24 protein-coding genes and 4 pseudogenes are annotated in these 26,774 nt (G+C 58.8%); 13 read left to right on the plus strand and 15 right to left on the minus strand.

All coding sequences use genetic code 11. The features are described from left to right. The first annotated feature begins 26 nt into the window (after positions 1-26). The 3 genes from RZS28_RS19515 (at position 27) to RZS28_RS19525 (ending at position 2,578) form a co-directional block, all read left to right on the plus strand. Positions 27-401, plus strand: a complete 375-nt coding sequence (locus RZS28_RS19515) for an NAD(P)H-dependent oxidoreductase (protein ID WP_318655071.1) — start codon at positions 27-29, stop codon at positions 399-401. A 117-nt stretch (positions 402-518) separates the two neighbouring features. Continuing rightward, on the plus strand, positions 519-1,334 hold the full coding sequence (locus tag RZS28_RS19520; protein WP_318655072.1) for an SDR family oxidoreductase: 816 nt from the start codon (positions 519-521) through the stop codon (positions 1,332-1,334). A 314-nt stretch (positions 1,335-1,648) separates the two neighbouring features. Then, positions 1,649-2,578: a LysR family transcriptional regulator gene (locus RZS28_RS19525; protein ID WP_318655073.1), complete on the plus strand. Its 930-nt coding sequence runs from the start codon at positions 1,649-1,651 to the stop codon at positions 2,576-2,578. A 257-nt stretch (positions 2,579-2,835) separates the two neighbouring features. Here RZS28_RS19525 and RZS28_RS19530 read toward each other — a convergent pair. From RZS28_RS19530 to RZS28_RS19540, 3 genes and pseudogenes are all read right to left on the minus strand, one after another. Then, positions 2,836-3,051 (minus strand): annotated as a pseudogene (locus RZS28_RS19530) (TetR/AcrR family transcriptional regulator); the annotation flags it as partial. A gap of 118 nt (positions 3,052-3,169) precedes the next feature. Further along, positions 3,170-3,625, minus strand: coding sequence for a transposase (locus RZS28_RS19535; protein ID WP_318655074.1), 456 nt, complete (start codon positions 3,623-3,625; stop codon positions 3,170-3,172). A 245-nt stretch (positions 3,626-3,870) separates the two neighbouring features. Next, the gene (locus tag RZS28_RS19540; RefSeq protein ID WP_318655075.1) at positions 3,871-4,980 is read right to left on the minus strand and encodes an RHE_PE00001 family protein; all 1,110 of its coding nucleotides are present in this window, start codon (positions 4,978-4,980) and stop codon (positions 3,871-3,873) included. Between the two features lie 910 nt (positions 4,981-5,890). On the opposite strand from RZS28_RS19540, the gene RZS28_RS19545 reads away from it, so the two are divergent. The 6 genes from RZS28_RS19545 to repC all read left to right on the plus strand — a co-directional run bounded on the left by RZS28_RS19545 (position 5,891) and on the right by repC (position 14,009). Continuing rightward, complete coding sequence (locus RZS28_RS19545) at positions 5,891-6,625, plus strand: LuxR family transcriptional regulator (RefSeq protein ID WP_318655076.1); 735 nt, start codon at positions 5,891-5,893, stop codon at positions 6,623-6,625. 204 nt (positions 6,626-6,829) lie between these two features. Then, positions 6,830-7,564 carry a LuxR family transcriptional regulator gene (locus RZS28_RS19550; protein WP_318655077.1) on the plus strand — a complete coding sequence of 245 codons (735 nt, stop codon included), beginning with the start codon at positions 6,830-6,832 and terminating at the stop codon, positions 7,562-7,564. Positions 7,565-8,056: 492 nt separating this feature from the next. Then, positions 8,057-9,223 (plus strand): site-specific integrase, encoded by a 1,167-nt coding sequence (locus tag RZS28_RS19555; RefSeq protein WP_318655078.1) that lies wholly within the window; start codon positions 8,057-8,059, stop codon positions 9,221-9,223. Between the two features lie 260 nt (positions 9,224-9,483). Beyond that, complete coding sequence (gene repA / locus RZS28_RS19560; RefSeq protein ID WP_318655079.1) at positions 9,484-10,641, plus strand: plasmid partitioning protein RepA; 1,158 nt, start codon at positions 9,484-9,486, stop codon at positions 10,639-10,641. A gap of 23 nt (positions 10,642-10,664) precedes the next feature. Continuing rightward, a complete protein-coding gene (gene repB / locus RZS28_RS19565) occupies positions 10,665-11,660 on the plus strand; it encodes a plasmid partitioning protein RepB (RefSeq protein ID WP_318655080.1) in 996 nt (331 codons plus the stop codon). A gap of 1,179 nt (positions 11,661-12,839) precedes the next feature. Next, entirely contained in the window at positions 12,840-14,009 is a 1,170-nt protein-coding gene (gene repC / locus RZS28_RS19570; RefSeq protein WP_407341190.1) for a plasmid replication protein RepC, read from the plus strand. Between the two features lie 677 nt (positions 14,010-14,686). Here the strand turns inward: repC and RZS28_RS19575 are convergent. From RZS28_RS19575 to RZS28_RS19590, 4 genes are all read right to left on the minus strand, one after another. Next, complete coding sequence (locus RZS28_RS19575) at positions 14,687-14,878, minus strand: hypothetical protein (RefSeq protein WP_318655082.1); 192 nt, start codon at positions 14,876-14,878, stop codon at positions 14,687-14,689. Between the two features lie 13 nt (positions 14,879-14,891). After that, a complete protein-coding gene (locus tag RZS28_RS19580; protein WP_407341191.1) occupies positions 14,892-15,461 on the minus strand; it encodes a hypothetical protein in 570 nt (189 codons plus the stop codon). Between the two features lie 208 nt (positions 15,462-15,669). Next, positions 15,670-15,927 (minus strand): hypothetical protein, encoded by a 258-nt coding sequence (locus RZS28_RS19585; RefSeq protein ID WP_407341192.1) that lies wholly within the window; start codon positions 15,925-15,927, stop codon positions 15,670-15,672. 20 nt (positions 15,928-15,947) lie between these two features. Further along, positions 15,948-16,121, minus strand: a complete 174-nt coding sequence (locus tag RZS28_RS19590; RefSeq protein WP_318655083.1) for a CsbD family protein — start codon at positions 16,119-16,121, stop codon at positions 15,948-15,950. A 208-nt stretch (positions 16,122-16,329) separates the two neighbouring features. Between RZS28_RS19590 and RZS28_RS19595 the strand changes: the two genes are divergently transcribed. The 3 genes and pseudogenes from RZS28_RS19595 (at position 16,330) to RZS28_RS19605 (ending at position 18,485) form a co-directional block, all read left to right on the plus strand. Next, positions 16,330-17,001, plus strand: a complete 672-nt coding sequence (locus RZS28_RS19595; RefSeq protein WP_318655084.1) for a Crp/Fnr family transcriptional regulator — start codon at positions 16,330-16,332, stop codon at positions 16,999-17,001. Between the two features lie 247 nt (positions 17,002-17,248). Then, a pseudogene (locus tag RZS28_RS19600) lies at positions 17,249-17,541 on the plus strand (hypothetical protein); the annotation flags it as partial. A 494-nt stretch (positions 17,542-18,035) separates the two neighbouring features. Continuing rightward, a complete protein-coding gene (locus RZS28_RS19605) occupies positions 18,036-18,485 on the plus strand; it encodes a hypothetical protein (RefSeq protein ID WP_318655085.1) in 450 nt (149 codons plus the stop codon). Positions 18,486-19,002: 517 nt separating this feature from the next. Here the strand turns inward: RZS28_RS19605 and RZS28_RS19610 are convergent. From RZS28_RS19610 to RZS28_RS19620, 3 genes and pseudogenes are all read right to left on the minus strand, one after another. Beyond that, positions 19,003-19,272: a hypothetical protein gene (locus tag RZS28_RS19610; RefSeq protein ID WP_318655086.1), complete on the minus strand. Its 270-nt coding sequence runs from the start codon at positions 19,270-19,272 to the stop codon at positions 19,003-19,005. Between the two features lie 584 nt (positions 19,273-19,856). Further along, on the minus strand, positions 19,857-20,438 hold the full coding sequence (locus RZS28_RS19615; RefSeq protein WP_318655087.1) for a hypothetical protein: 582 nt from the start codon (positions 20,436-20,438) through the stop codon (positions 19,857-19,859). Between the two features lie 625 nt (positions 20,439-21,063). Beyond that, positions 21,064-21,588 (minus strand): annotated as a pseudogene (locus RZS28_RS19620) (IS630 family transposase); the annotation flags it as partial. 477 nt (positions 21,589-22,065) lie between these two features. Between RZS28_RS19620 and RZS28_RS19625 the strand changes: the two are divergent. After that, positions 22,066-22,764, plus strand: a complete 699-nt coding sequence (locus RZS28_RS19625; RefSeq protein WP_407341193.1) for a hypothetical protein — start codon at positions 22,066-22,068, stop codon at positions 22,762-22,764. An 839-nt stretch (positions 22,765-23,603) separates the two neighbouring features. Here the strand turns inward: RZS28_RS19625 and RZS28_RS19630 are convergent. The 5 genes and pseudogenes from RZS28_RS19630 to RZS28_RS19650 form a co-directional block, all read right to left on the minus strand. Beyond that, a pseudogene (locus RZS28_RS19630) lies at positions 23,604-23,978 on the minus strand (transglutaminase family protein); the annotation flags it as partial. 241 nt (positions 23,979-24,219) lie between these two features. Then, the gene (locus RZS28_RS19635; protein ID WP_318655090.1) at positions 24,220-25,086 is read right to left on the minus strand and encodes a transposase; all 867 of its coding nucleotides are present in this window, start codon (positions 25,084-25,086) and stop codon (positions 24,220-24,222) included. A 327-nt stretch (positions 25,087-25,413) separates the two neighbouring features. Then, positions 25,414-25,572 (minus strand): DUF3309 domain-containing protein, encoded by a 159-nt coding sequence (locus RZS28_RS19640; RefSeq protein WP_318655091.1) that lies wholly within the window; start codon positions 25,570-25,572, stop codon positions 25,414-25,416. 159 nt (positions 25,573-25,731) lie between these two features. After that, the gene (locus RZS28_RS19645) at positions 25,732-25,959 is read right to left on the minus strand and encodes a hypothetical protein (RefSeq protein ID WP_318655092.1); all 228 of its coding nucleotides are present in this window, start codon (positions 25,957-25,959) and stop codon (positions 25,732-25,734) included. Positions 25,960-26,104: 145 nt separating this feature from the next. Continuing rightward, a complete protein-coding gene (locus RZS28_RS19650) occupies positions 26,105-26,650 on the minus strand; it encodes a Spy/CpxP family protein refolding chaperone (protein ID WP_407341194.1) in 546 nt (181 codons plus the stop codon). Positions 26,651-26,774 lie beyond the last annotated feature (124 nt).

Below are 26,774 nucleotides of genomic sequence, written 5' to 3' on the forward strand. Positions count from 1 at the left end.
GAGCCTCGTAGGCATCATCCCTTAAGTTGACAATCCCCGCCGCCGTCGTCACGCTCGTTTCGCCACTGTGGTGGCGCAGCTTCCCGGCGATGCTCAAAGGCTATGTCGATGGCGTGTTCACCGCGGGCTCGGGCTATCTCGGTGGCAGCGCCGACAAGCGGCCCAGTCTGGCCGGCAAGACGGGCGCCGTGGTGATGACCGCGGAGTCGAGCTTGGACGACCTCAAGCGGGGCGGCGCGCTGCGCGCGCTCAAGACGGAGCATAAGGAGATGTTCGACTACTGCGAGGTCGAAATCGCCGGCGAACTCTATCTCGGTGGAATCGGCCCAGGCATGAGCCAGGGTGACGGCGAACAGCGTCTGGAGGCTGTGCGCCGCTTCGCGCGCCGCACCTTCCCATAAGCAAGCGCGCCGGCGTCGATGCAATCGGAGGCCCGCGAGGGCTCGAATTGCGCAGGATCAAGGCATCCGCGCCGAGCGCTGTCAGTTTCAAGGGCTGGACACCAGCGGGGTTTGCACATGACTGAGCTAGGTAGCGCTCTGATCACCGGCGCGTCATCGGGCATCGGCGCCGCGTATGCGGATCGGCTGGCGAAACGTGGATTCGATCTGGTCCTAGTCGCCCACAATGAGCAGCACTTGAAAACGGTGGCGGACCAAGTCGTCGCGGAAACCGGAGTCAAGGTGGACATCATCACCGCCGACCTGACATCGCGCACCGATGTCCGGCGTGTGGAGCAACGGCTACGTTCGGACAATTCGATCGCCCTGCTGGTCAACGACGCCGGTATCGGCACGCCCAAACCGGTGCTTGATGAAGACATCGATTTTCTGGAAAGCGTCGTCGAACTCAACGTCGTCACGGCGCATCGCCTCGCCGTCGCCGCCGCCCAGGTGTTTGCGGGACGCCGCCGGGGCGGAATCATCAACCTTTCGTCTATCGCGGTTCTTCATCCTGAACAGGTCAACGCCACCTACGGCGCGACGAAGGCCTTCATCCTGAACCTTTCGCAGGGCCTCCACCGCGAAGCCGGGCCAAAGGGAGTGAAGCTGCAGGTGGTCCTGCCGGGCGCTACGCGCACCGAGTTTTTCAGCCGGTTCGGCATGTCGATCGACAGTCGGTTTCCCGCAGAGCAGATCATGGAGCCGGCGGATCTCGTGGACGCCGCCCTGGCCGGCTTCGATCAGGGGGAGCTGGTGACCATTCCCTCGCTTCCCGACATGAAGGACTGGGAGCGGTTCGTCGCGGCCCGCCTTGCCCTTGGGCCGAACCTTTCGCACAGCAAGCCCGCCGCGCGCTACGGACTGACCGGAGCGGGACTATTGCACTCATGAATCGCGGATATCGGCCCAATCCAAACCGGGTGGATGTTCGAGCGTAAGATCTCGGACTGAGCGTCTGGCGCTCGACGCTGGCTTGCGAGCGAGTGCGTTCACGTCTTGTTTTCCGGCATTGCACCCCTCCGCCGCAGCGCCGCTGGCGCGCTTGCCCAAAGGCGCAGATTTCCGCGCCTCTGCGCCGAGGGTGCCCTCGACCGCTCTCCGCACTATGCCGATTGGGAACGCCCGGCTCCCACGACAAGCTCGTTCCGCAGCATTTTATGGATTGTCCGCTATAAACCGCATGAGGGCATATCCGGAGTTCATGAATGCGGCGCGAGGAACTCGTCGATCTCAACGCCTTCCTGACGGTGGCCGAAGAACAGAGCTTCACGCGTGCGGCGGCGAAGCTCGGCACCTCCCAATCGTCGTTGAGCCACACGATCCGGCGTTTGGAGGCGCGGCTGGGCGTGCGTCTCCTCACCCGGACCACCCGGAACGTCGCGCCGACAGAGGCCGGCGAGCGGCTGCTCCGCACCCTGCGGCCGGCGCTCGACAGCATAGGCGCGGAGCTGGCCTCCCTGGGCGAGCTACGCATCAAGCCGGCCGGCACGATCCGCATCACCACATCCGAGCACGCGACCATCACGGTGCTTTGGCCCGTGCTGGAGAGGCTGCTCCCCGAATATCCCGACATCCGCGTCGAGTTGAGCATCGACTCAGGGCTCACCGACATCGTGACCGAGCGGTTCGACGCCGGCGTCCGGCTCGGGGAAGCCCTCGCCAAGGACATGATCGCGGTCCGGATCGGCCCCGACCTGCGCATGGCCATTGTCGGCTCGCCCGCCTACTTCCACGAGCGGCCGGCGCCGCAGACTCCCCATGACCTGGCCGAGCATCGGTGCATCAATCTGCGGATGCTCAGCGCCGCCGGCCTCTATGCCTGGGAGTTGGAGAAGGACGGCCGCGAGGTGCGGGTTCGCGTCGAGGGGCAGCTCGCTTTCAACAACACGCAGATGATCGTCCGCGCGGCGGTCGCAGGATTTGGGCTGGGTTTCGTCATGGAAGACCATGTCGAGGCGCATCTTGAAGACGGTCGCTTGGTGCGCGTGCTGGAGGACTGGTGCCCGAGCTTCCCGGGCTACCACCTCTACTATCCAAGCCGGCGGGAGCACTCCGCGGCCTTCACGCTCTTGGTCGAGGCTCTCCGCCATAAAGGTTCGCGACTCGGCTGCGCGAGTTCCGCTCTTAAACCCTGACCGTCAGGTCCAAAAACTTTCGGTCAAAACTACGCGAACGACGAATCACGACAAGCCATTGACTTGATGGGCTTTTCGTCCGGGGGTTTGGGTTCTGGGGCACGCAACCATCTCAAATTGCTCTTCAGGGCAGCGGCTTGACAGTGAAGGAGCGTCGCCTGGATCGGCCGTTCCGACGCCGAGACAGTCATCCACAGAGCGGATCGTCGCGCTAACCTGAAGCCCGCTGCGGCAGGCGCAGCGCGAGAGAAACTCGCTCACTCCTGCTGGAGATCATCAAGGTAACCGCAAAACATATCGGCCACGGCGTCGGCGTAGGCCTCGATCTCCGCAGGGCTTCGAGGAGATTCCGAGAAGTGCTTTCCCACCCGGCTCAGCGTCGTCGTGATCAGGTCGCCGGCCAAAGCACGAATTGCTTCCGAGGCCCCCGGCAGCGCCTCCCGCATAAAGACCTGGATAATGCGGGTTCTCGACACCCATGCCTCCCGCGCCTCGAGGTAAGCGCGATTTGAGGACCGCGGATTAGGCGGCGGCGCGTCGGGGGACTTTGGGCCATTTCCATGGGAGCAGGTCGTCGATCTTTGTAATGGGTTAATCGGCGATGCGAGCTATAACGTCGGCGAGCCAGGCTTCGGGATCAATGTCATTGAGGCGTGCGGTCTCGATCGTCGTATACATGATCGCGGCGCGGCGTCGGCCTTCGTCCAAGTCAACGAAGAGGTAGTTCGTTCGTCCGAGGGCAAGCGGACGGATGGCGCGCTCAGCGGCGTTTTTCGACATTTCAAGGCGCCCGTCATCGGCGTAGCGCGTCAGCGCCGTCCGACGGGAGGTCGCATAGCGGATGGCGGCGGCGAAGTCGCTCTTGCCGCTGATCTCCTCCAGCGTCGCGTCAAGAAAGGCCTTCAGTTCGGCCAGGATCGAAGCCGATGGTCGTTGGCGCGCCTCGAGGCGTTCGGACGGCGTCTTTCCAGAGATCTCGGACTCGATCGCGAAGAGCTGCGCGATGATCTCGAGCGCCTGCGTCGCGGCCGGCGATTTCGTCGCCACATGCGCCTCACAGAGGCGTCAGGCGCAAGAGCCTCAGCGACGATCCGCTGGCGAGCCTCGACGCTCCAGAACCGTCGTCCGCGCGAGTCGACCCGACATATGCCTGCTCCAGAAACCGCGCCCTCAGATCTTTGCATCGGAACTGGCGTCCACTCGAAAGCTGGCGGACACCAGATACGATTCTCCAAATCCAAAAAAGGCGACTATCACATCGCGCTTACGAATAGCCTAACAAAAGCTCAGCATCACAAGATTCCCCAGGCCCGATAGCGGCCACGCCCGGTGATCTCACGGAGACCGAGCTCGGCGACCATGTCTTGCGCGGCGCGTGGCGTCACGCCGAGCTCCGCGGCGATCATTCCGGCCGAGGTGATCGGCCGAGCTAGGACGAAATCGATCAGAGCAGGCATGCGGGAAATAGACCGGCGACCCTTGAGTTTGCCCTCCAGGCTCCTGCGAACGAGCAGCCAGCGATCGTGATCCTTCATTCCGGCCTCGGCCCCGGCCGCAATCGCCCCCAGGAAAGCGACGATCCGTGTCGCCCGATCTGGGGAGCGACGCTTCTCGCGCGGGATGTAACGTAGCGCGGAATTCAGGCAAAGAAGATGCGCCCGCGTTTTCCGTCGCTCCCGTAGCAGGGCTGGGACGAGAAGATTGCCAAGCCAGACTTGGCGCTCGAGCGGCGGATCGGTCTCCCAGGCGTCCCTTAGGACCGCCGCCGTCAGAAGCGGAGGATCGGACAAGGGCGCCGACGCAGTGAGCCGCCAGGCCTCGAGCTTCTCGTCCTCCTCCCAATCCGGATCATAGACGAGCGGATCCCGCACGAGGCTCGTCACAGCCGGGCCGCCGGCGAGAATTTGGCTGCTGCGATGGAGCGCGCGATCGAGCGCGGCGAGTTCGTCCGCGAGCGGATCGTCGCCGTCATCGCTGGATAAATCCGGCAAGGCCTGTCGCCCTTGATCTGCGCCTTCTCCCGGTTGTTCGGTTCCGGCCGTCCCGCGCCCGTCGCCGCGAAGGGCCGCGAGACCGTCCCGGCTCATCGGCCAAGCGGGCTCGGCGGCGGCGATCCGCCGTCGGGCGCGCAGCACAGCCTGAGCCCGCGTCAATTCATGCGTCGGCGAACGGACGTCCATCCGCGCGTCATGCAGGACAAGGTCCTCCAGGGTCACGAGTTCGCCGGCGAGCCAAAGGCTCGCGCAAGCGTCTTGGAAATGGGTTCGGCTGATCCATCCCTCGGCGATCGGACTCGTCCGCAAGCGCTCGTCGAGCCGGGCGAGCGCATCTTCCGCGGCGGCGAGCGGGCCGCCGATCTTCTCCCAAGCGATCGACTCAGGTTTCTCTTGGTCCCGCATCATCAGCTTTCGATCAGGTGCCTCTCGCCACGATGGGGCATTTTGGATATGTTGACGGGGCGCGTCGGCAAATTCCGACGTAACGCTCGCTTCGTTTTCGCCGCGATCGCCGCGGCGGCAAAATCCGGGATCCGTCGTTTCGACCCCTTTTGGGCGCGCCAGGTCTCACTCTATCAATCTGAATATACGCGCAAGAGTGCGCGTAATGGAAGCTAAGTGCTAGTTCACTTCCGTCACTCGGACGCCCCTTTTCCATGCCACTAACTATCGATAATTACCTCTTATCGATAGTGATTGGTTTGGCGGGCGTTTTGGGGGGATTCGGGACGGAAATCGGCGGGTCTCGGCGCGATTCAAGGAGATTGCGGTGGAATTTGAGGCCGTCGCGCGGTAAAGATCGCCGAATTCGCCCTTTTCAAAGGACCCCAACCCCTTTTTGGCGCCCCCGGGCCGCGACCCACGTTCCGCGCCGTCCTGCCGGCGGACCCCTCGCGCGAATGCCGAAAGGAGCTCGCGCCCCGCCCTCGGCGTCGTGGGCGACAAGATTTCCGCGCCTCCGCCCAGGCGACCTTCACGCGCCATTTGACGCCGATCGCTCGCCGCCAATGCGCCGGCAAGTTGCTCGCCTGACCCGTTCGCAGCGCGGCGCTCAGTTCAAGCGGCGCGCCTTCGCGAAACAATAGTTAACACATGGTTAACGAGACATTTTGCGCGGCTTTCGAGCGTTAATCGCTGGCGAAATCCCAATTCAACAAGCATTTCGCGAAAAATATCGCCTTGGCGCCGCTCGACGCGCGCGCGGCTTTGTTTCGATTCAATTGGCGCGACATAGCTAGGCGCGGCGCGCCATGACGCCGCCACGATTGAGCCTCTGCTATATACAACGTCTACAGCATTAATAGCGGGGCCAACAATGTCGCAACTCGATGGCGTGGATGCGCGGTCGCTGCTTCGGCTCGAGACGGACGTCAGCGATCAGACGTTCGACGGCTTTATCGCAGATATTCGCCGGCGTTACGGTCTTTCAAATAGCGTCTATCTTTGTCCCTCGTTTCGGGGCCGCAGCCTTCTCGATCCCTTTATCGCGACCTCTTATTCCGCCGAATGGACCGGACATTACAGGGCGCGAGGCTACGTCTCCATCGATCCCGTCAACATGATCGGGGCGCGCTCCCTCCTCCCGCTTGATTGGGCGCAGTTGCCGAGAAGCAGCAAGAAAGTGCGACGCTTGTTCGGCGAAGCCAGGGACGCGGGGGTCGGCCGCCAGGGCATGACCATCCCAGTCCGCGGCCCTAAAAACGGGCTCTGGGCGCTCTTCACCGTCACCTCCGATGAGGCTGATCCGGAGTGGGCCGCGCGCCGCTTCGAGCTCATGAGAGACCTCATACATGTCGCGAATTACGTCCATCAGCGCGCATTTGAATTGCACGAAGGCCAGGCGGCCCTCGATCTCAATGCCGTCACCCAACGCGAGATCGAAGCGCTCGAATGGGCGGCCGAAGGAAAATCAATCGAGGATACGGCGATTTTGATGCGCATTTCAGCCACCACAGTCAGGGCGCATGTCGACTCGGCTCGTTATAAATTACAAGCGCTCAATCGGGTCCACGCCGTCACCAAAGCACTTCGGGCAGGATTGATCCATTGATCCATTCCTGCGCCGGAAGGCCTCTCGCCGTCCTGGCGATCAAACCGCGCTCACGCTTCGCGCGACGCTGCGCCGGCTGATGTTCGCACAGTTCGCTTCTGCACGGGCCAGCCCCATAAGCTTTCCAGCGGGCAGGGGACTTTTGCGCCGCGAGATTTCCTCCTGCGCTTTTAATCGATACGCCATTTGGAAGAAGATCGGGATATGTTCTCGCTGGACCGATTAAACGCGCGAACGCTGCTTCGGCTCGAAGCCGATCTCAGCCATCATACGCTCGACGAATTTGTCGAACGCATTCGACAGCATTACGGCCTTGCCAACAGCGTTTATGTTTGTCCCTCGTTTCCCGGGCGAAGCTTGATCGATCCATATGTCACGGCGACCTATAGCCCCGAATGGATCTCCCATTACAGGACCCAGCGCTACGTTTCGATCGACCCGGTCGTCAACATCGGCGCCCGGTCGGCGCTCCCACTTGACTGGGCCCGCCTGCCGCGCCGAACCAAAAAGGCCAAGCGGCTCTTTGGCGAAGCCAAGGAGGCCGGGGTCGGCCACCAGGGGTTGACCATTCCGGTTCGCGGGCCGGCCAACGGCCTCTGGGCGCTCTTCATCGCCACGTCTAATGAAAGCGACAGCGAATGGGCCGCGCGCCGCTATGAGCTCATGAGAGACATCACCCTCGTCGCCTATTACGCCCACCAGCGCGCCTATGAGCTTCATGCGAAGGAGGAGCCGGTCGATCTCAACGGCGTCACCCAGCGCGAGATCGAAGCGCTCGAATGCGCCGCCGAAGGAAAATCAGTCGAGGATATGGCGATTTTGATGCGCATCTCTGCGGTCACGGTCAGGGCGCATCTCGATTCCGCGCGGCACAAATTACAAGCGCTCAATCGCGTCCACGCCGTCACCAAGGCACTTCGGGCAGGCTTGATCCATTGATTGCGGACCGTGCGGAAGTGTCATTCCCCTCCCCGCACCCCAAAAACGGACTGGTTGATGGCGAGGAAGGTGCCGCCAATCCGGCGAACCCCAAGGGAACCGATTTTCCTACTCATCCGGATTTCGGTCGCGTCCGTCGATTCAGTCCGAAGGAAAAACTCACCTCTGATACGCTCCGGCAATTGACCGATTCACCTGGCCTCGCGAACGTCTTAAGATGATTCGCGGTGAATCGGATCGACACGGCGCGCGTCGCCGTCGCTTAAGGTGAAGGCCTGGCTATGGTCATTGGTCATTCGAGGCCGCAGGACTTGGGGCAGGGGCGCGCCTCTGGGGGCGCGCCCCTGCCCCGGCGACGTCATGGAACCGGCGAGCATTAGCAGTGAGCGCTTCCGGCGCCGGTAACTCCGGCGGCAGGCCCCGACGGACTCGCGGCGCGGTTGCGAAACTGGAGCGTCCACTGAGCCGGCGACGCAGCGATGAGGCCTCCATATGAGTGCTCCTTCCCCTACCCCGCCGCGTAATCCCGCCACCCGACGCGCGCTCGAACTCGACGCTTTGGCGGCGATCCTGCCGATGGATCGGCGCGACCGTCTCGCCGAGCTTTTGACCGATGACGACGTCGAGACCCTCAAGCATCTCGCCAAGGAAGGCATGGGCGAGAACAGCCTGCGGGCGCTCGCCTCCGATCTCGCCTATCTCGAGGCCTGGGCGCTCGCCTCGACCGGAAACCCCTTGCCCTGGCCCGCGTCCGAAGCGCTCGCCTTGAAATTCGTCGCGCATCATCTCTGGGACCCGGCCCAGCGCGAAACGAATGTGAACCATGGGATGCCGGCCGAGATCGCCGAGTTTCTGCGCGCGGAAGACCTGTTGCGGGTCGAGGGCCCGCATGCTCCGGCGACCGTGCGGCGGCGCCTATCGAGCTGGGCGACCCTGCATCATTGGAAGGGCGCGAAGGGTCCTTTCGCTTCGCCGGCGCTGCGCTCGGCGATCCGGCTCTCAGTGCGCGCGGCGGCGCGGCCGCGGACCCGGAAAAGTAAGAGGGCGGTGACGGCAGATGTGCTTGAGAAGCTCTTGAAGACCTGCATGTCCGATCGCCTCGTCGATACGCGCGACGCCGCGCTCCTTCTGGTCGCCTTCGCCTCCGGCGGGCGTCGGCGCAGCGAGGTCGCGAAGCTTCGCGTCGAGCAGCTCGTTGAAGAGCCGCCGGTTCCCTCGAATCCGGCCGACTCGAGGTCTCCCACCCTGCCCTGCATTTCGATCGTTCTTGGACGCACCAAGACTGGCGAGGCTGACGAGGATCGCCGCGCACTTCTGGTCGGGCGCCCGGTCGAGGCGCTGAACGAATGGCTTCTGCGCGCCGACATCGCCAAGGGGCCGGTGTTCCGAGCGATCGACCGCTGGGGCGGCCTCGAGGAGAAGGCGCTCACGCCGCAGGCGGTGAATCTGATCCTGAAGCGGCGGATCGCGCTGGCGGGGCTCGACCCGAAAGAGTTTTCCGCGCATGGGCTGCGCGCCGGCTATCTCACCGAAGCGGCGCGGCGCGGGGTTGCCCTGCCAGAAGCGATGCAGCAGTCGCAGCACCGCTCCGTCCAACAGGCGGCGAGTTATTACAACGACGCCGAGCGGCAATTGGGCAAGGCCGCAAGACTGATCTAATTGCTCATCTCGCAAAGCGCGCAGAGGTTGACCGCGGTCAACTTAACGCTTTAGCGCGCCCAATATCCCCCGTGTACGGCGCGCTACATTGGCTACAAGATGGTTAATTGTCATTAATCCTTTAGTTCTTGCCAAATGAAAAGGAATCAGGCGTAGTAGCCACGGTTTTTTTGCCTGAATAGGCCAATTACTCGTAACTACGTAGGTTCGCCGTGGCTTCCTCTCAGGCCAAGTCTCATAGCCAATCAGCGATCCAAGATGTGATCGCTCACGATGCGCGTGAGCTTTCCGAGAAATTGCGAGCTCATCGCCTAAAACTGTTTCCCCCATCCGCTCACAAGAGCCTGCGGCGGTTTGCGTCTGGGGAAGCGGCCAAGCTGATCGGCATTAATGATGGATATCTTCGCCAACTCTCCTTGGAGAGTCGAGGGCCGCAACCCGAAATATCGGCAAATGGACGGCGCTCTTATTCCTTCGAGGATATTCAAGGGCTGCGGGTTTACCTGGAGGCCTCAGGTAAAAGCGGCCGACGTTATGTCCCACACAGACAAGGAGCGGAACACCTCCAAATAGTAACTGTCGTGAATTTTAAGGGTGGCTCAGGCAAAACCACGACGTCAGCCCATCTGGCTCAATATCTCGCCCTTAAAGGCTATAGAATATTAGCGATTGACCTCGACCCGCAGGCTAGCCTTTCCGCTCTCCATGGGTTTCAGCCTGAATTCGATGTCGGTGAGAATGAAACGCTCTACGGCGCCATTCGCTATGATGAGGGCCGTCGTGACATTACAGAAGTGATCAAGTCGACGTACTTTCCTGGGCTAGACATTATACCAGGCAATATAGAACTCATGGAATTCGAACACGAGAGCCCTCGGGCTCTCGCTGGAAAGCGATCCGAGGACGCGCTTTTTTTCGCGCGTTTAGCGCGCGTGCTCGCGCCTGTTCAGGATCGATACGATGTTGTGGTTATCGATTGCCCTCCCCAACTCGGTTTTTTGACATTGTCGGCACTTTGTGCGGCCACGGCTGTGTTGATTACAGTTCATCCGCAAATGCTGGACGTGATGTCTATGTGCCAATTTCTTCTCATGACTTCCGATCTGCTTGCCGTGGTTGCGAAGGCTGGCGGCAACATGGAATATGATTGGCTTAGATACCTTGTCACTCGGTACGAACCCGTGGATGGGCCGCAGACGCAAATGGTTGCGTTCATGCGCTCGCTGTTCGGCGAACGAATGTTAACGAACCAAATGCTGAAGAGCACCGCAATTTCGGATGCCGGGATCACAAAGCAAACCCTTTACGAAGTTAGCCGTGAGCAATTCACGCGCGCGACCTACGACCGCGCAATTGAGGCCCTCGAAAACGTTAATAGCGAGATAGAGGGCTTAATTGGAAAGGCTTGGGGGAGGTAACGGTGGGGCGTAAAAACCTTCTAATGGGCCTCGACGACGAAGAATTGACCGCGGTCAACTCAACTTCGCAAAACAATACGAATTGCCCAGCGCATCCTTCCTCACAGCCGACCCTTGGCGCGCGTGGCGCTGTCGGCGCAATGGGGCGGTCCTTGGAACGCATCTCTGCAGAGATGGATGCGGCTAAGGCTCTCGGCGAGCAAATTGCAGCCGGGCATAATGTCGTTGAACTTGATACGACGCTAATTGACGTGTCCTTCGTTCCCGACCGTATGCTTGCCTCAGATGAGGATCACGACGCGCTGGTTAATGCCATCCGACAGCATGGCCAACAGGTGCCCATCCTCGTTCGCCCCCATCCGGACGCGCTAGGACGCTATCAAGTTGCGTTCGGTCATCGCCGCTTACGCGCCCTCGTTGAATTAAATCGCCCCGTTCGCGCAGTCGTCCGTCACTTATCGGACGAGGAACTGGTGGTCGCACAGGGGCAAGAAAATAACGCACGCAAAAACCTATCTTATCTCGAGCGAGCAATATTCGCGACGACGTTGGAAGATCGTGGTTTTGGTCGAGACATAATCATGAGCGCCCTGTCTGTTGATAAGACGGAACTCTCCCGGCTCATCTCAATAAGCCGATCAATCCCTCGACGGGTTGCCGAGGCGATCGGACCGGCACCCAAAACCGGCAGAAGACGCTGGATCGAATTGATCGAGCGTATTGGAGATCCGCCACAAGATAAGACGATCGACCGAATTCTCGCAGATCCGGCCTTCATCAACGCTCCCTCAGACGACCGCTTCAAGATACTGTTTGGAGCGTTAGCCAGTAGGGCGCCAAGCACTGCTAAACCAACAGTCTGGGCAAACGACGACGGCAAACAGGTTGCTCATATCGAGCGCGTTGGCCAGCGCGTGATTCTAACGGTAGACGACAAAATGGCTCCTCATTTCGGGGACTATCTCGTTGATCGTCTACCGGAGCTCTACCGCGCGTTTCAGCAGCGAAAGCGCGAGTAGCCAAGATAATCTGGACGCACCTCTACAGGTTGTTGTTCAGAGCCAAGCATCATCCCGCAGAGCGGCTCGCGGATGAGTGTGATGTTCAAGACCAGGAGCCCTAATCAAGGAGTCAGCGGCAAAAGAAAAAGGCCCCCGAAACTGACGCTCCGGAAGCCCTTCTCATACACTCGCACGTTGAGAATCTCACTTCCGCGAATCATAGTCAAGAGTCAGCGTCGTTTCGGCGAACCGATTTTCTATGCCTGAACAAGGCTGGAAACATGGAAACCGATCTTTCATCGACGCCCTTTGGGCGGCGGTTGCTGGTGTTCGCCTTGGTGGCGCGCCGGAGAGCTGTGACGGCGCACTCCCCGGAGATGATTGTCCAGAAATGGCGCGTCACCCACGCGATTTATGGCAGCAGCGTAACGGTCAGCGCTCTCGATCTCGCGCGCTATTCTCAACGCGCCCCTGATCTTCCATTGGGAACCCACGTCTGTTCCCGAAAACGCCTCGCTGTCTTCCGCTCAGAGGCCGACCGCCAAGACCGGGGCATCGCCCAAACCACGATCAGGTTGTACTTGGCCGCGCGTAGCGAGTGCTTCCGCTGGAACAGCATGAACCGCGCGCCCGTCCGCGGGAAGAGGAGGGGAGGGGACCCGCCCGCCGTATCGGCCCCTGCCTTCAAAACATTCCTAGAAAAGGACTTTCCTGTTCGCGCGCGACGCCAGCAGGCTTCCCGTGCGCCTCCGGACGCCAATTCCCCATTCTCGTTCGCGTGGAAACGAGCCACCCCTATCCGTCAAACACCAGAGAAAGGAGTCCCGAACTGTTCCCCTCGTCGACTGGGGCGAACACTGCCGTCATTGCTTCCACGAGGTGATTGTCGAGCGGCTTATAAGTGAGAGCCCGCCATAGTTGTCATCTCAAATCGAAATTCCGCCCGGCGTCCAAACGCCGCGAGGAAGAGTGAACCGCGTACCCCATCAATCTAGGAGACATAAAGGCAAAAGAAAAAGGCCCCCGAAACGAAACCGTCCCGGAAGCCCTGTGAAACTGTAGCAAGTAAACAGAACCACTTCCGGCTATCGTTGTCAAGAGTAACAACGCCGTTTCGGCGAACGCTTTTTCTTTGCCTGAAGAAAGGCAAGGAACATGCAACCCATTTTACCAACGGCCCCGCAAGGGAGCCGATCGATGACGCTCGCCATGATGGCGAACCACGCCATCGCTCAAACATGCCCACTAGGCGCATCTGTGAACAAATGGCAGGTGCTAAATGCACTCCGCATCGCCGCCCCTGCATTAGGTGTCTCAAGACGCCGAATTGGGCTTCTTGCCGCGCTCTTGAGTTTTCACCCTGGCGCTGATCTCGTCGTCGGGCAAAATCTCACCGTCTTTCCCTCGAACGCCAGCCTTTCCAGGCGTGCTGACGTATCCGAGTCAACGGTCACTCGCGGCTTGCTCGATCTCGTTCTGGCCGGACTCATCATCCGGCGCGATAGCCGCAACTGCAAACGGTTCCCGATGAAAGGGGAGGGCGGTGAAATCAAGGAAGCGTTCGGTTTCGACCTCACGCTCCTCGTCGCGCGCGCCGATGAATTTCAGCGAATAGCGGCCTTTGTCGAACAAGAACGAGAAGAACTAAAACACCTTCGTCTGTCCATCTCGATCAACCAACGCGAAATCCGCAAAATGCTCGAAATTGCCATGACCGAGCAGCTCCCCGGAGATTGGGGTGCCTTCGAAGCCGCCTACGCGCCGCTCTCAGCCCGTATGCCCCGCTCGATCCCCCTCAGGGAGGCGGCTATTCTTGCTTCTGCCCTGGATGAGCTCGCCGCGGAAGTCCGTAACCTTATGACGGAACACATCGAAATTTATAAAATGAGCAGCAATGCTCCTCAAAATGCGCAGCACATACAGAATTCAAACCCAAACCCCATAACTGAACTTGAACCTGGCCAACCAGTAAGCCAGGGCCAAACCAAAAAGCCTGATCCGCAAACGCCGAGACCGCCACAGAGATCCTATCCGTTGGGTATGGTCCTCGATGCTTGCCCGGACATTGCGACCTATGCGCCAAATGGCATTTCCTCATGGCGGGACTTCGTCGCCACAGCGGCCGTGGTTCGCCCATTCTTGGGGATCAGTCCCAGCGCCTGGGAGGACGCCAAGGACGTGCTGGGGCCCGAGGACGCTGCAGTGCTCGTCGCGGCGATCCTGCAGCGTACCGATGCCATCAACAGCGCGGGTGGTTATCTGCGCAGCCTGACCGAGAAGGCGAGGGCAGGGGCCTTTTCGCTCGGACCCGTGCTCATGGCCCTGATCCGAAGCAACCTGGGCAGCCCTGGCCGCAAGCGCGCCTAACCAGCTGGAGGAAAAATCCGGTATCATGCCGCAAACACACAAGCTTTGGCTTGCCAGTAATAATCGTCTCGATCGTTTCGAGATCGAGGATGGGACGTGGCGGCGCGAGCAGCCTCAAAGTCCGTCAGTGAGCCTCGATAAGGAGCCAGGTCGATGGTATCAAATATTCTTGCTGTGGCTAGCTGTCACGAGAGCCCCGTGTCGAGGGTTTGGCATGGCCAAAACCGTCGACAACGACAATCTCAGTCTCAACAAGTTCGTCATCCGGAGTGTCGCGTTGCGCTTAATCATGAGATTCTTGCGAAAGTTGCAAATTGTTGCACTTAATTGCGAGACAAACGCCCGTTGGCGTCTCATAATTGCAGCAATTGTTGGAAACCGGAGACGCTAAAGACCACGATGATTCAAGGAAGTAATAGTCTTCCCAGAATTTGATGTTGTCAAAAGCTGCATAGAATGTGCGGAGATTTGCAATCTCGAGTTAAGTGCAACAGACGATGCGAAAATCTCATGATTAAGTACTGCGTCTCAAATAAAATACAACGCGTAAAATATTGAAACGGCTTAGCTATGGTGTCTCACGATTAAGCGCAGCGTGACAGCCATGGCTATTTTTACGATATAGCGAAGCTGACGTCTACTTTAGGTAATTGATTTCATTGCTTGGTGCGTTTCCGCTATAATGCCGCAAATCTCTCCATTCCCTCGCGCAAGTTCGCCGAGGCAGTCCAGTTCACGACCTTGGTGTTGGCCGCAAATAAAAGCCCTCCCCGCGCATCCGCAATTTGGGCGAGTTCATCTAAAACGCCCGGCCAAAGGCCGGGCGCGAAGGCGCATTCGTAGATGCGGTCGATGAGTCGCTGGTCCATTGTCGCGTTGCGCTTAATCTGCCTCAAATATCGCCGCGGCAAGGGCGAGGTTCTCATCGTCAACCATGAGGGCAGGGGCTGGTGGGATCCTAAGAGCGACGTCAAAGGCGACGTCTTCGACCTCGTTGTCATCGAGTGGGTCGTAGAGCGGTTGCGCTGCATCGGCGATCTGGCGTAGGTTCGCGGCCTGCACGGTGTGGGCATCGGCCTCGCGCCGCATCTCATCGATATCATCGAGCCGCGCCTTGCGCGCGTCGTCATGCCCTGAGTCAGCGTCGCGTCTTTGCGCATCTTCCGTGATCGCAGCGTCCGGTGCTACGGGAACATTGCTGGAGGCTCGCCCGGTTTGCAGGTTGTGAGACGCTTCCCAGCTCTTGGCGCGCTGCGCGATTTCGCGCAGCGCGGATTCAAGGCCGGCCCAATGCTGGGCCTGATCAGGCGACAGACGCAGCTCAGCTTTGAGAACGGCAATGCGCGCATCACCACGATCAGCGCTTTGGCTTATCGTGGAGGCAGACCTTTCAGCTCGGGTCTCCCGACCCTGCGCGCCATAGGCCAACGGAACGATGATCGCCGCCGCCACGCCTACGACCGCGAAGCTTGGTATAATACGATTTTCCATGGTGCTTTCCCATTCTTCTTATTGATTGGCAGCTCATCTGATTTGAGCCGTCTTCGCCACCCCAAGGGCCACTCGATAAGTTGCCGGATCTTTTCCGAACCTCTTCGTCGCCCACCATTGCGGACTTAGACGAGCGCGGCTCATTGAGGATATGTCGCCAAAAGGCCGGTCAGCCGCTATGTAGTTCGTCAAACAACCAGAACGCGACGGCGAGCAGCAGCAGGAGGACAATCAGAATTGTGCTCATGACCCATCTCACCTTGAAAAATACAATCAATGAGTTTCGACGTTCGACGCGCTGAAAGCGCTTCGGATATTTGAGCCCTGAAGATATCCGATGACTGCCGCCGATCGCCGTCGCTGGCAACGTGCTCGAACTTTTTCCGGCACATGTCGAAAGCAATGCGACGCTTGCGATTTCGGGCAACGAGAACCTCGCCGTCGCGATTACTTCCCCTTGAGCGTGTCTTTAACGCCGCCAACAGCGTTCTGGACCTTTCCAGCCGCTTGGTCGGCCTTGCCCTCCGATTTTAGTTTGGCGTCGCCGAGCACCTTGGCGGCAGCCTCCTTGATTTTGCCTTCGAGCTCCTTGGCCGATCCCTCGATCCGGTCCCTGTCCATGCTTTTTCCTCCAAGACCTAGTGAAGCCCCTGAATAGGTGAGATGGCTATGGTGCAGCTATGCTACTCTTCTTATGGTTTCGAAGCTCAAGTAGCAGACGGCAGAACGGCGATCTGTTCAAAATTGCTCATGCCGCGACTTTAGGCGCGAAAAATCTTATGATAAGAGAGGATTTGCTCTCCAGACACCTGCGGCACGAGAGGCCATTATGACGACTAACCGCCGCCCGTCATTCAATCCGAAATCTTTTCTCGCCAAGGTTGGCGAGGGCCGAAGCATTGGGAAGTACCACAAGGACCAGACTGTTTTTTGCCAGGGAGACCCTGCCGATGCGGTGTTCTACATCCAGAAGGGCAAGGTGAAAATCGCCGTCGTTTCGGAGCAAGGCAAGGAGGCTGTCGTCGCAATTCTTGGAACGAACGAATTCTTCGGCGAAGGATGTCTGGCCAGGCAGGCGCTGCGCATAGCGACGGCCGCGACGATGACGGACTCCGTCATCATGCGATTGGAAAGAGAGGCTGTTGTCCGCGTGATCCATGAGGAACCGGCGTTCTCCGAGATGTTCATCGCGCATCTTCTGGGTCGAACCATCCGCGTCGAAGCCGACCTCATTGATCAGCTGTTTAATTCGAGCGAAAAACGTCTCGCCCGACTGCTCTTACTGTTGGCGAACTTTGGCAAGGAAAGCAAACCAGAGCCGATAATCGCAAAAATCAGCCAGGAGACGCTTGCGGAGATGATCGGCACGACGCGGTCCCGCGTGAGTTTCTTCATGAACAAATTTCGAAAGCTGGGCTTCATTCACTACAATGGCCACATTGAAGTCCACAGTTCCTTGTTGAATGTCGTATTGCACGACGAGCCGCATATCGAGACATAAATGCGCTCATTTCTCCAACGCGTTGGCATGCGGAGACAATCAGCAGACATCCCTTGCGAGATATGAGTAACTTAATTTGAGATGTGAGCAATTTTGTACAGTCTTAATCCCGGGCTGAGTGCAACTTGATACTAGCAGCTGTCGAAAGTTCGGTTGCGCAGGGCGGGGCTCTGGTCCCCCTTTAGCCCCTCTCTGGTCAGAAGCGCCCGCCGATCCCCCCCGGCGGGCGCTTCTGCTCTTCGAGGCTATTGGTGCTGCGCCAGCGTCGAGTTTCCCGCCCTTTGTCCGGCAAGACTTTCTCCTAAAGGCGCCCTTTCTCCGCCCTGATCCGGCGCGAGCGGTCGTGCGCCCATTCAAGCCAGCGAGACCGAGCTGCGGGAGCTCAATCCCACCGACAAGGCGCGTGCGAACCACATCGTTGAGCGGGTATTGGCGCTCGATCGCGAGACGGCAGCCAGGCAACTGGCTGATGTCCTCGAGAATTTTGAAGGTCGCCACCGCACCCTATTGCAGATCTTCGAGGCGCGCGCCGACGAAATCAGTGGTACACGTTGTCTTCGCGATTTATACTTATAGCGCATCAAGAAATCGGGCCATTCCGAGCGCCTCATCCCATTTCCGCGGAAGTACAATTGCTAACGACCTGGCAGAGGTCCATCATTGCGCGCGTGCTATGTCTCGACCAGCGTAAGCGGAACCACGAGGAACGCTGTAAGAGCCAGCATGTCGCAGAGGCTTTGTTGTCCCGCTGCGGGCATCGGAAAGGTAGATCGAACACCGGCGTTATATCTCTCTTTTTGGTTCCACAACGGGGCGGAAGCCCGCGATCCGAGCGCGTGTGATACGGATTGGGAGCGGGCTCGATCGCTGAGCGGACCTTACGTGCCGCCGAAAAAGCCGCTCGCACTAAACCCTCAGTGCGAACTGTCATCGGCTGGTCTTCGTTTAGGGCGAGAGAATTCGGCGTAATCGTCCTCTCGCCCGGCACACTGAATAGACAGGGCCGACACTCTGGACAAGACAGGAGTTCTTCTATGAAGCTTATAACAGCTATGTACACGGTAGCGTTCGTGCTTGCGCCGGCCGTCGGGTTTGCGGCGGATCAAAGCGCTCGCCAGCAGGATACGAAAACCGCGAGCGATAAGGCCTACCCATACCCCGATTGGCCGGCGATCGCGAAGACTGCGGAACCATCACCGCAAAACGGAGCCGATCAGCAGAAGGCCGCCGAGCAGAATGCTTCGAGCGGTAACAAAAGCGAACCCGGCCTTCTAGAGAAGGCCGAGCGCGCGCTCGAAGCCGTTACGGGCCGCTCCCCCACCAAGAAAGAGGGCTCTTCTCAAGAGGGCGCTTCGCAGATCAAACCTGCCGCGGCGGATCAAAGCGCTCGCCAGCAGGATACGAAAACCGCGAGCGACAAGTCCTACCCATACCCCGATTGGCCAGCGATCGCGAAGACCGGACCCGCTTCCCAGGGAAACTAAGGGGTAACGCGCTCGAAACCTTTTTGTGACCCAACCGGCGCCCACCCGTCTCTGACGCGGGGGCGCCGGTTGGCGCGTGTGTTTTTCTAAGCCAAAAATATGGACTCGGCACCCTGCCTCAAATCCCCGCATGCCATAGCCGCGATCTACCCAGAATGCGCCCTTGCCGCGCCAGCACTCCCAATCATCCGCCTGTCAACATCCTCGAGCGCCCATTCAAAGGCGCAGGTTTTGCGCGATGGTCTCGACGCCGACCAGTAATAATTCAGGATGCGCTTCTCTTCGTTCGCCGCCGTTCTTGGTTAAACGCCTGCCCGTGTAGAAATCAGGTGCAAATGGAATGCCTATTTTAGGCTTGACCGTCGGGCAACCTGTCGGGTTTGAGACCGTCTCAAACTTGGGGGTGCTATAAGTTTCCGGTCGTTATTGAGCGGGGGAATGGAATGAAGTGGCGGGTTTTGCTGGAGCTGACGGGGGCAAACGGGGACGTGAACACCGCTATCCGCGTTTCGCTTCCCTACCAATAGCGGTGGTGATAATACCGGTGATGGTAATAGCGGTGATAATACCGGCGATGGTAATAAGGATGATAATAATGCCGTCTGTGGTAGTAGTAGTATGTCTTTTCGACAGGGAACGCATCTGCAATGGGCTTTTCGAGAGTCAGCACCGCCGGCGCCGCCAGGCCGACGCCGTTCATTGGCGTGGCTTGGGCCAAGTTGGCGCCGCCTATGATTGCGCCATAGGCGGCGCAGGCCGCTAGAACGACTATTCTTATGAATTTCATCTCTTCCTCCTTCAAGACCATAGATGTTTGCTTAGTGAGGGTGCATCCGAATTGCGCGTAGAGCAATGATAATTTATCGGTTTCGCGGCTCTCCTTGAATTTAACTTGATAACAAGGAGAGCGCCAGGGTGTGGTGCTATCTGCACACCAGTCATCGCGTCTTCCCGGTCGGTGTAGGGTCGTTAAACTGCATAGTGCAGCAGAGGCTTGTCTTGGCGTTATGCTGGCGCGGGGCTCGCTGCCTGACCGCCATCGATAATACAGTGACGAGTCCGCTGGGCCGGCGCTCACGGTCGCTTAGGCAGGCATCAAGGACCGCTGGCTTATGAGGCCGGCAACGCATATAGCGACATGGCTGCGGCTTCCCTCCAATTGCATAATGTCTTGTTCTTGACCCGCCGCTCAAATTCTTCGTCAAACGTTGAATTGCATTCAAAGTCATGACCAGTTTCCAATAGCTTTTGGGCTTCCGATCGCAACGAACAGACGCCTGTAGTCAGAGTGGATCCAAGCTTGATCGGAGACCGAATCGAGAGACTCGCCAACGGCGATGGTCTATCCCCTGTTTACCGAGCGCATCTCACTCAGCGGCGCCGGTCGCGCGAATCCTCCGCTTCGTCGCCCCGCAAAACGTTATGGACGAACTGCACGAGCCGTCGGCGTTGCTGGTCGTCAAGGGAGTCATAGAGCGGCTTCGCTGCATCGGCGATTTGTCGCAGATTTGCGGACTGCACAGTGAGGGCATCGGCCTCGCGCCGCATCTCCTCAATGTCGTCCGGCGCCATATTACTACGTGCGTCCCGTTCCCTCGGGGCCTCAACGTTTTTGTCTTCCTCTGCCGCCGGAGGGGACGCGGGGGCGGATGATTCGCTGGAGGCGTTGCCGGTTTGACCATCGCGCTCGCCTGCCAAACTCTTGGCGCGCTTCACCGCGATATCGTGCAGCGCAGACTCAAGGCCGGGCCAATGTTTGGCTTGTTCGGCCGACAGGCGAAGGTTCGCCTTGAGGTCGGCGATGCCCGCGTCGGCATGGTCGACCCATTGGCTGATCGAAAAAGCGGGCCGTTCTGCTCGATCGCTCCGACCATAAGCGACATAGGCCGAAGGAAGGACTACGGCGGCCGCAATGCCCATGGTCGCAAGGCAGGACGCAATGCTCTTCTGCATGACTTCTGTCTCCCAGCTGTTTTATGATGTCGAGGTGACGCTAAAATGGCCCTGTGGCCAATGCGCGTCTATTTCGACCAAGATCTTATTGCTTGAACTCGACTTTTGGTAGTTGGATTGTGATGTCGTTATTCGTTCTCTGATAATAAAGGTATCCAACCACGGCCAACGCAACAAGCAGCGCGCCAATGATTACAATAGTGATAGGTTTCATCCGGGAGTCTCCCGTTTGGGTGTTTCCGCAGGAGCGCGGCTCCGAGGCGTGGTCAACGGAAGACTGCGGATGTCCCACCCCTACATGCTGCGTGACGGCTTACGTCAAGGCAAACAATGCAGCATGGTCAGACGACCGCATTGATCTTTGTCAAGCTTACAAACAAATCGGTTACCTGCGGTCCGTTGTTAATTGAAGTCCCGAGGCCACTCTCCAAACATGACAGAATATGTGAAATTGACGAGTAATCTTCAGAGGCGCAGTCTGCATGATCTTCTCCCATCCTGCTTATGATTTGGAGTTCTCCGGTCACTCCGGCGTAGAGAGTCTTGGCGGTCCTGGACCCATAATCCCAAGATCATTAAAGCTGTTTACTTTTGGATTTGATAGTGGGCCTAAAGCATTATCCGATCAAATCGCGTCATAGCCGGATGCCGCGAAGTAGTTCATGCACTCTTGCGGGGTGAGGCTTCGCAGCGCTTCGCCGACCGCCGCCTGGAGAGCGTCGACGGTCCGCGCCGAGATGCGCTCCAGGATCGACTTGATCTTCGAGAAGGGCTTCTCGATCGGATTGAAGTCGGGCGAATAGGGTGGAATATGCAGGACGCTTGCGCCTCTCGCCTCGATGGCTTCCCGCACGCCGGCGACCTTGTGCATGCGGACATTGTCCATCGCAACGACTTCTCCCGCGGAAAGCGTCGGCGCCAGCACCTGTTCGATATAGGCCAGAAACGCCGTCCCATCGAGCGCGCCGTCAATCGTCATGGGCGCGTCGATGCGGTCGAAGCGCAGCGCTGCGATCAGCGTCTTCGTCTTCCAATGTCCAAAAGGGACGGACGCGCGGCAACGCTCGCCTCGCGGCGCCCAGCCGAAGCGGCGCGCCATGTTCGTCGAGATCGCCGTTTGGTCGATGAACACGAGTTTCAAAGGACTCATTCCCCAGGCCAATAACGACCCGGGACCTATAGCACCCCCAAGTGTGAGACGGTCTCTCGTCGCCTATGTGGACGCCTCCCGGTCCAATCTCAATACCCTGAGAAAACGCCGAAAGGGGGATAAAAGAGCCGCCGCCGCAGCGATGGCGAGTGCAAATGTGCGCATTGATAATCCTCCTTACAAATCTACCGCGAGGCTAAACGCGCTGGCGAGATCTTAATCGGAACGGAGCCTAAAGAATCCGCTTCCAATCGATCATGACCTTTGGCCTGCGGAGACCCCAATAAGCACCACCGGAAGTCGTAGGTCTCTTCCTCGTCGAACTTCCGTCGCGCCACGTGGATCCAGCGCCGGTAATCCTTTTGTTTTTCAGCTTGACCGAGATCAATGCAATTTTCCCCAGATGCCGCATTGTTTTCCTTTTTTGTAGACCATCAGAGCGCAACTTGTGGCGCATACGCTTAGGAGAAATTGGGCATGGATAAGCACGGTTCCCACCAAAAATTAGCGTTGCTGGCCGGTACGCTGATCGGGGCTGCGGGGGTTGCGCTGGCGCAGCAGGCGCCGCCCAATGATGCGGCCAAAATGTCGATATTCAAAGGCGCGGTGGCACAATATTCGCTCACACCGGGCGGCGAGGTGGACGGTCTCATTCTGGCAGACGGCACCGAGGTATTCTGGCCGCCTCACTTCTCCACCCAGCTCGTGTTCTCCATTCGCCCCGGCGACGCCGTGACAATCCAGGGGTCGAAGGTCGGCGTTACGCCGATGGTGGCCGCCGAATCGGTCACCAATGACGCGACCAGCGTGACGGTTGCCAACATGGGCCCGCCTAGCCCACCGAAGCGGTTGGAAGATGAGGGTCGCATCAAGGCTCAGTTGCACGATCGGCGCGGCACCCTCAACGGCGTGCTGCTCGAGGACGGTACCATCGTCCGCGTGCCGCCTCCCGAGGCCGAGCGGCTTGCCGCTAACCTCGCCGTCGGGCAGCCGCTCTATGCCAGCGGCGACGGCGTGGCCAGCCCGCTTGGCAAAGTAATAGCGGCGCACGAGATCGGGCCGGAGAAGATGCATCTCTCCAAAATCTCCGATTCCCTCTTCGAACGCTGGAAGCAGGACATCTTCGGAGGTCGCGGTGACGATGTGCCTCCACCGCCGCCATCGCCGAAGAAGTAACGCGGCCGGCGCGCCGGGTCCGGGTCCTTTCTGGATTCTACCGTGAGGATCTCTTGTCCCGCGTTAACGAGATAGCCTGCACTTGCTTGCGGGCCACCCGACGATCGGCGACGCGGACCGAAGCTCTCGCCTAAGGGAGCCATCGTGCCGGCCCTCGCGGTGCTTGCCACCGTCTTAGCCATCTGGGCTTTTGGTAGATGCCAATCGCCAGCAGCCCGATGGCAATGGCAATTGCCGGCGATATCTTCCGTCCTGCGGTCGCCGCGCTTCGAAACTCACGATCGCAGCCTCAATGGTGAAGTAATTCCAGATCCCCGAAAGTGTGACTCCTGCGGCTGACTTCCAGATCGACGTTGATGTGATTCATCACGAAATAAAACACGATCTGCCGCGAATGTGTTCGCCTTCTACGAGAAGCGAGGGACCTGTGAGCAATGAATCAAGGAAGGAAAGGGCGCGATCAAATGACACGGCTGTGGTGCCGTTCCGTTGCCGCTAATGGGGCACGCCTACAGCTTTGTGCATTTTCCTGCAATCTCAGTGATTTCTTGGGCACGTCGGCGATGCCGAAGGCGATCAATCAATGACTGATCGACGATGAACCTCAAAGAGAGGCTCATCAGGATCAGCGCGCGGGTAGTGAGCCACGGTCGTTACGTCACGTTTTAGATGACCAAGGTTTCCATTTCTCGGAATTTATTCGCCGGCATCTAGCAGCCGACCGCGGAACTGCGTGTGTCCCGGCGTGCAATTTTTGACGCCGTGAGGTGGGGGATCGGCGTCGAACATTCGGGTGCCGACCAAGGCTAAAAGTTCAACGGCGATTGACACTTTTGGTGCTAAGCCGTGACGCTAAGTTCCACTGACATCCGCTGAAAGGGGTCTGTCCTCCCGACGAAACTGCCAACCACCAGCATCGCCTGCCGGATGTCGCGCGCGACGGCGACGGGGATCAGATTGAAGCCGCCAACGCTCCAGTTCGTCGGATGAAAGGTGATCCCGCCCGCGCCCGGCACATAGACTTCCGCCCAGGCATGGGTTGACCCCGCATCCCCGGACCCCACAAGTTTCTGATCCGGATTATAAAGATAGCCGAAAACGATTCTGGCGCCAAAACCGAGGCTGTGCGCCGCTTCAACGAAGAGGACCGCGAAATCCCGGCAGGATCCCCGGCGGCAATCGAGAGTCCGGACTGGCGACTGGGTGTCGGGATCCAGTTGAATATGAGAAATCGCGGGATGTAATTTCAAATACTTAGATTGGACACCATCTACTGGTTGCGGGTTTCTTATTCCAACGGAGTGGAAGAGTCGGTTGAGCGAGTCAACTCGCGAAAACACGACTTTACGAATGTCATTTGGAAATATTTCGTGCAGTGAACCTGCGTCTCACTGTTGAACAGACGCGCCAAATCCTGGCGCAGTGCGACCATCATGAAACCCATTGCCTGTAAGATCATCCCTGGCAGAAGTGCCCAAGGTTGATCATCGTATAGGCCATGGCTTTGAAGGCGTAGTGCAATTGGCTGAGGCGTTCGAACCGACGCAACAAGCGACGAAATTTATCTTCCCAGCCAAACACCCGCTCGATGGTATTGAACCGCTCTCTAAAAATGGCAGGAGTGAAGAGTGGCTTTCGGCCTCGTTTGGAGCTTCTCCGACCACAGGGGTTCGCGTTGATATTGGGAACCATCCCCCGATTGAAAATGGCTTTCCGGTTCCTCCGGCAATCGTAGACGCCATCCAAGCTGACGATCGTTCCGTGTAGGTCAAGGCCAACTGCAAGGGCGATGCGCGACACCAGGGGTAGAGCTTCTCGCAACAGCGGCGATTCATTACGATTGCCGGGTGCCGAGACAAACGGCGCAATCACATTGCAATTCCGATCGCAGAAGGCGACGATCTTGTCACCCTTCACCTTCTTGTGCCCGCTGAAACCGATGTTGTCGCCGCCTTTCTTCGCCGATGTCGTCGTACCATCGCCATGGATGACAGTTGTGTCGAGGAGATTGGCTTGATGAAGCTTCAACACCGAGCCTGCAAACACGGCGTCAAAACAGCCGTCCGCTTGCCACTTTCGAAACGCGCTATAAATACGCGAGTAGTGAATTTCTGGACGGCCGTCTTGACCTTTTTCGATTGGCAATTCTTTCCACTGGCAGCCCAGATAAAGCAATCGCAAAATGTAGTTGAAGATCACCAGCAGGGTCAGTTTCGGCGCTGGGTCCCGGCTCCCAACGGTAAGATGGGGCAAGACAAATTGCTGAAACTGCTCGAAACTCAACTTCCTCGGGATCCGTTGCTGCTGCGGACTTTCCGCCATTTCGTTTCCCAAGAAATGGGACTTTAGACGGGGTCAGGCGGCAGCAGAAAAACGTCCGCCACTACAAATGCTTAAAGATACGTCTGCTCGGCTGGAAAAACCCGCAACCAGTAGATCGCGTCTTCAGTTCCAGATTCAAATTCGGGGCTTGACATTTCAATCCTGGCCTCTCTCCGTGGCTCGTCGGAGCCCTTGCGGCGATAAAGTCGAAGGCGCTCGAACGCGCGCCCCGCCGAGGACACCCGCGCCGGTCTAATCGAGCGACGCGGCAAGAGCGCCGCTCGGACTTGTTCGACGAAACGACGACTCTTAATTCTCGCGCAGAATTCAGCGGACCAGGCCTAGGAGCCAGAGGATCAGAAAAATGACGACCACCGTGCCGAGCACGCCGCCAAGGCCCGTTCCACCATAGGTGTTATAGGCGTAATATCCACCGCCGCCGCCAAACAATAGCAATAAAATAAGGATGATAAGGAGCGTGCTCATTAGTATTTCTCCAGTTCGAGGATTTGATGAAGGGCTTCTAAACAGCCCCTCAGAAGCATGTTCGGCGTCGCCGAACATTCGGGCGCGGCGCGCGCGACAACGAAGCGGAGGCTGAAGCCAATCGACGCGCGGCGAAACCGGTCTCGTGAACGAAATGACTTATTTTTTACCGCTGGCGTGAAGCTCTGCGTGGGCTTTCGCGGCTTCCTCTTGGTAATTCGAGGCGTGCGCGCCATGGCCATACGCCACCTGCGCGTGATGGGCGGCCTGCTCGATCGATCCCGCCTCGTGGTGCTTTGCGGCTTCGCGGTGGTGCTGCGCGGCTGTTTCATGATGCTCAGCAGCTTTAGTGTGGTGTTCTGCAATCTTGGATTTGGTAGCGGCCATTGCATTTTTCCTTCTCATTTTGCTCAAGTGCAGGGCAGGCCAGGATTATCGAAAAGACATCTAAAAGATCCAACGGTTCGACGACCTTGGCGAGCGCAGTGGTTGTTCACAAGAGCGGCCCGGCCTAAAGTTTCAGATGGGGCGCTTATTGATCGCCGTGCTCGGCATCCTCATGCCCATCGAACTCATGCCCATTGAAATCCTCGCTGGGATGAAAGCCTTCGTGCGCGTGGTGCCAAGGCCTTCCGGCGACGGCGTGCAGAAGAGGCCTGAGGCGGCGTTTTTGTGCATCATTGAGACTGTCGTAGAGAGGCTTTGCCGCATCGGCGAGCTTTTCTAGCTCGGTGGACCGCGCCGCGAGTTCGGCAGAGCGCGCCGCCAGGTGTTTAGCGCCTTGCCGTAGGCCTTCGATCACGTCGCGACGGTCCTCGGCCTTTTCACGCGCTTCCGCTGCACGCTCATGAGGTTCCTCGGCTCTGTCACGCCATTCCGCGGCAAGCGCGGCGTGCGCCTTCGCCTGTTCGCGTAACGTCGTTTCGAGGGCAGGCCAATTCTTTTCTTGCGCCGACGTCAGTTTAAGGCCCGCTTTCAGCGCTGCGATGTGGGCATCTGTGAAAGCGGCGAAATCTTCTGCCGAAAACTGCGGATGATGAGCCCCAGCGCGGTCGGACGGTTCGGGCGGCGCGGCCAAGACGCTGGAGGAAAGGTTGGGCAAGGCCAGAAGCGCAACTGTCGTCGCTATAAAGAAATGTTTCTTCATGAAATTTCCGACCCATGGAGGAAGAGACGCCGCAACTTTTGCATAGCAGCGCCGG

The organism is Methylocapsa polymorpha (assembly GCF_045689225.1).
Lineage (GTDB): Bacteria > Pseudomonadota > Alphaproteobacteria > Rhizobiales > Beijerinckiaceae > Methylocapsa > Methylocapsa polymorpha.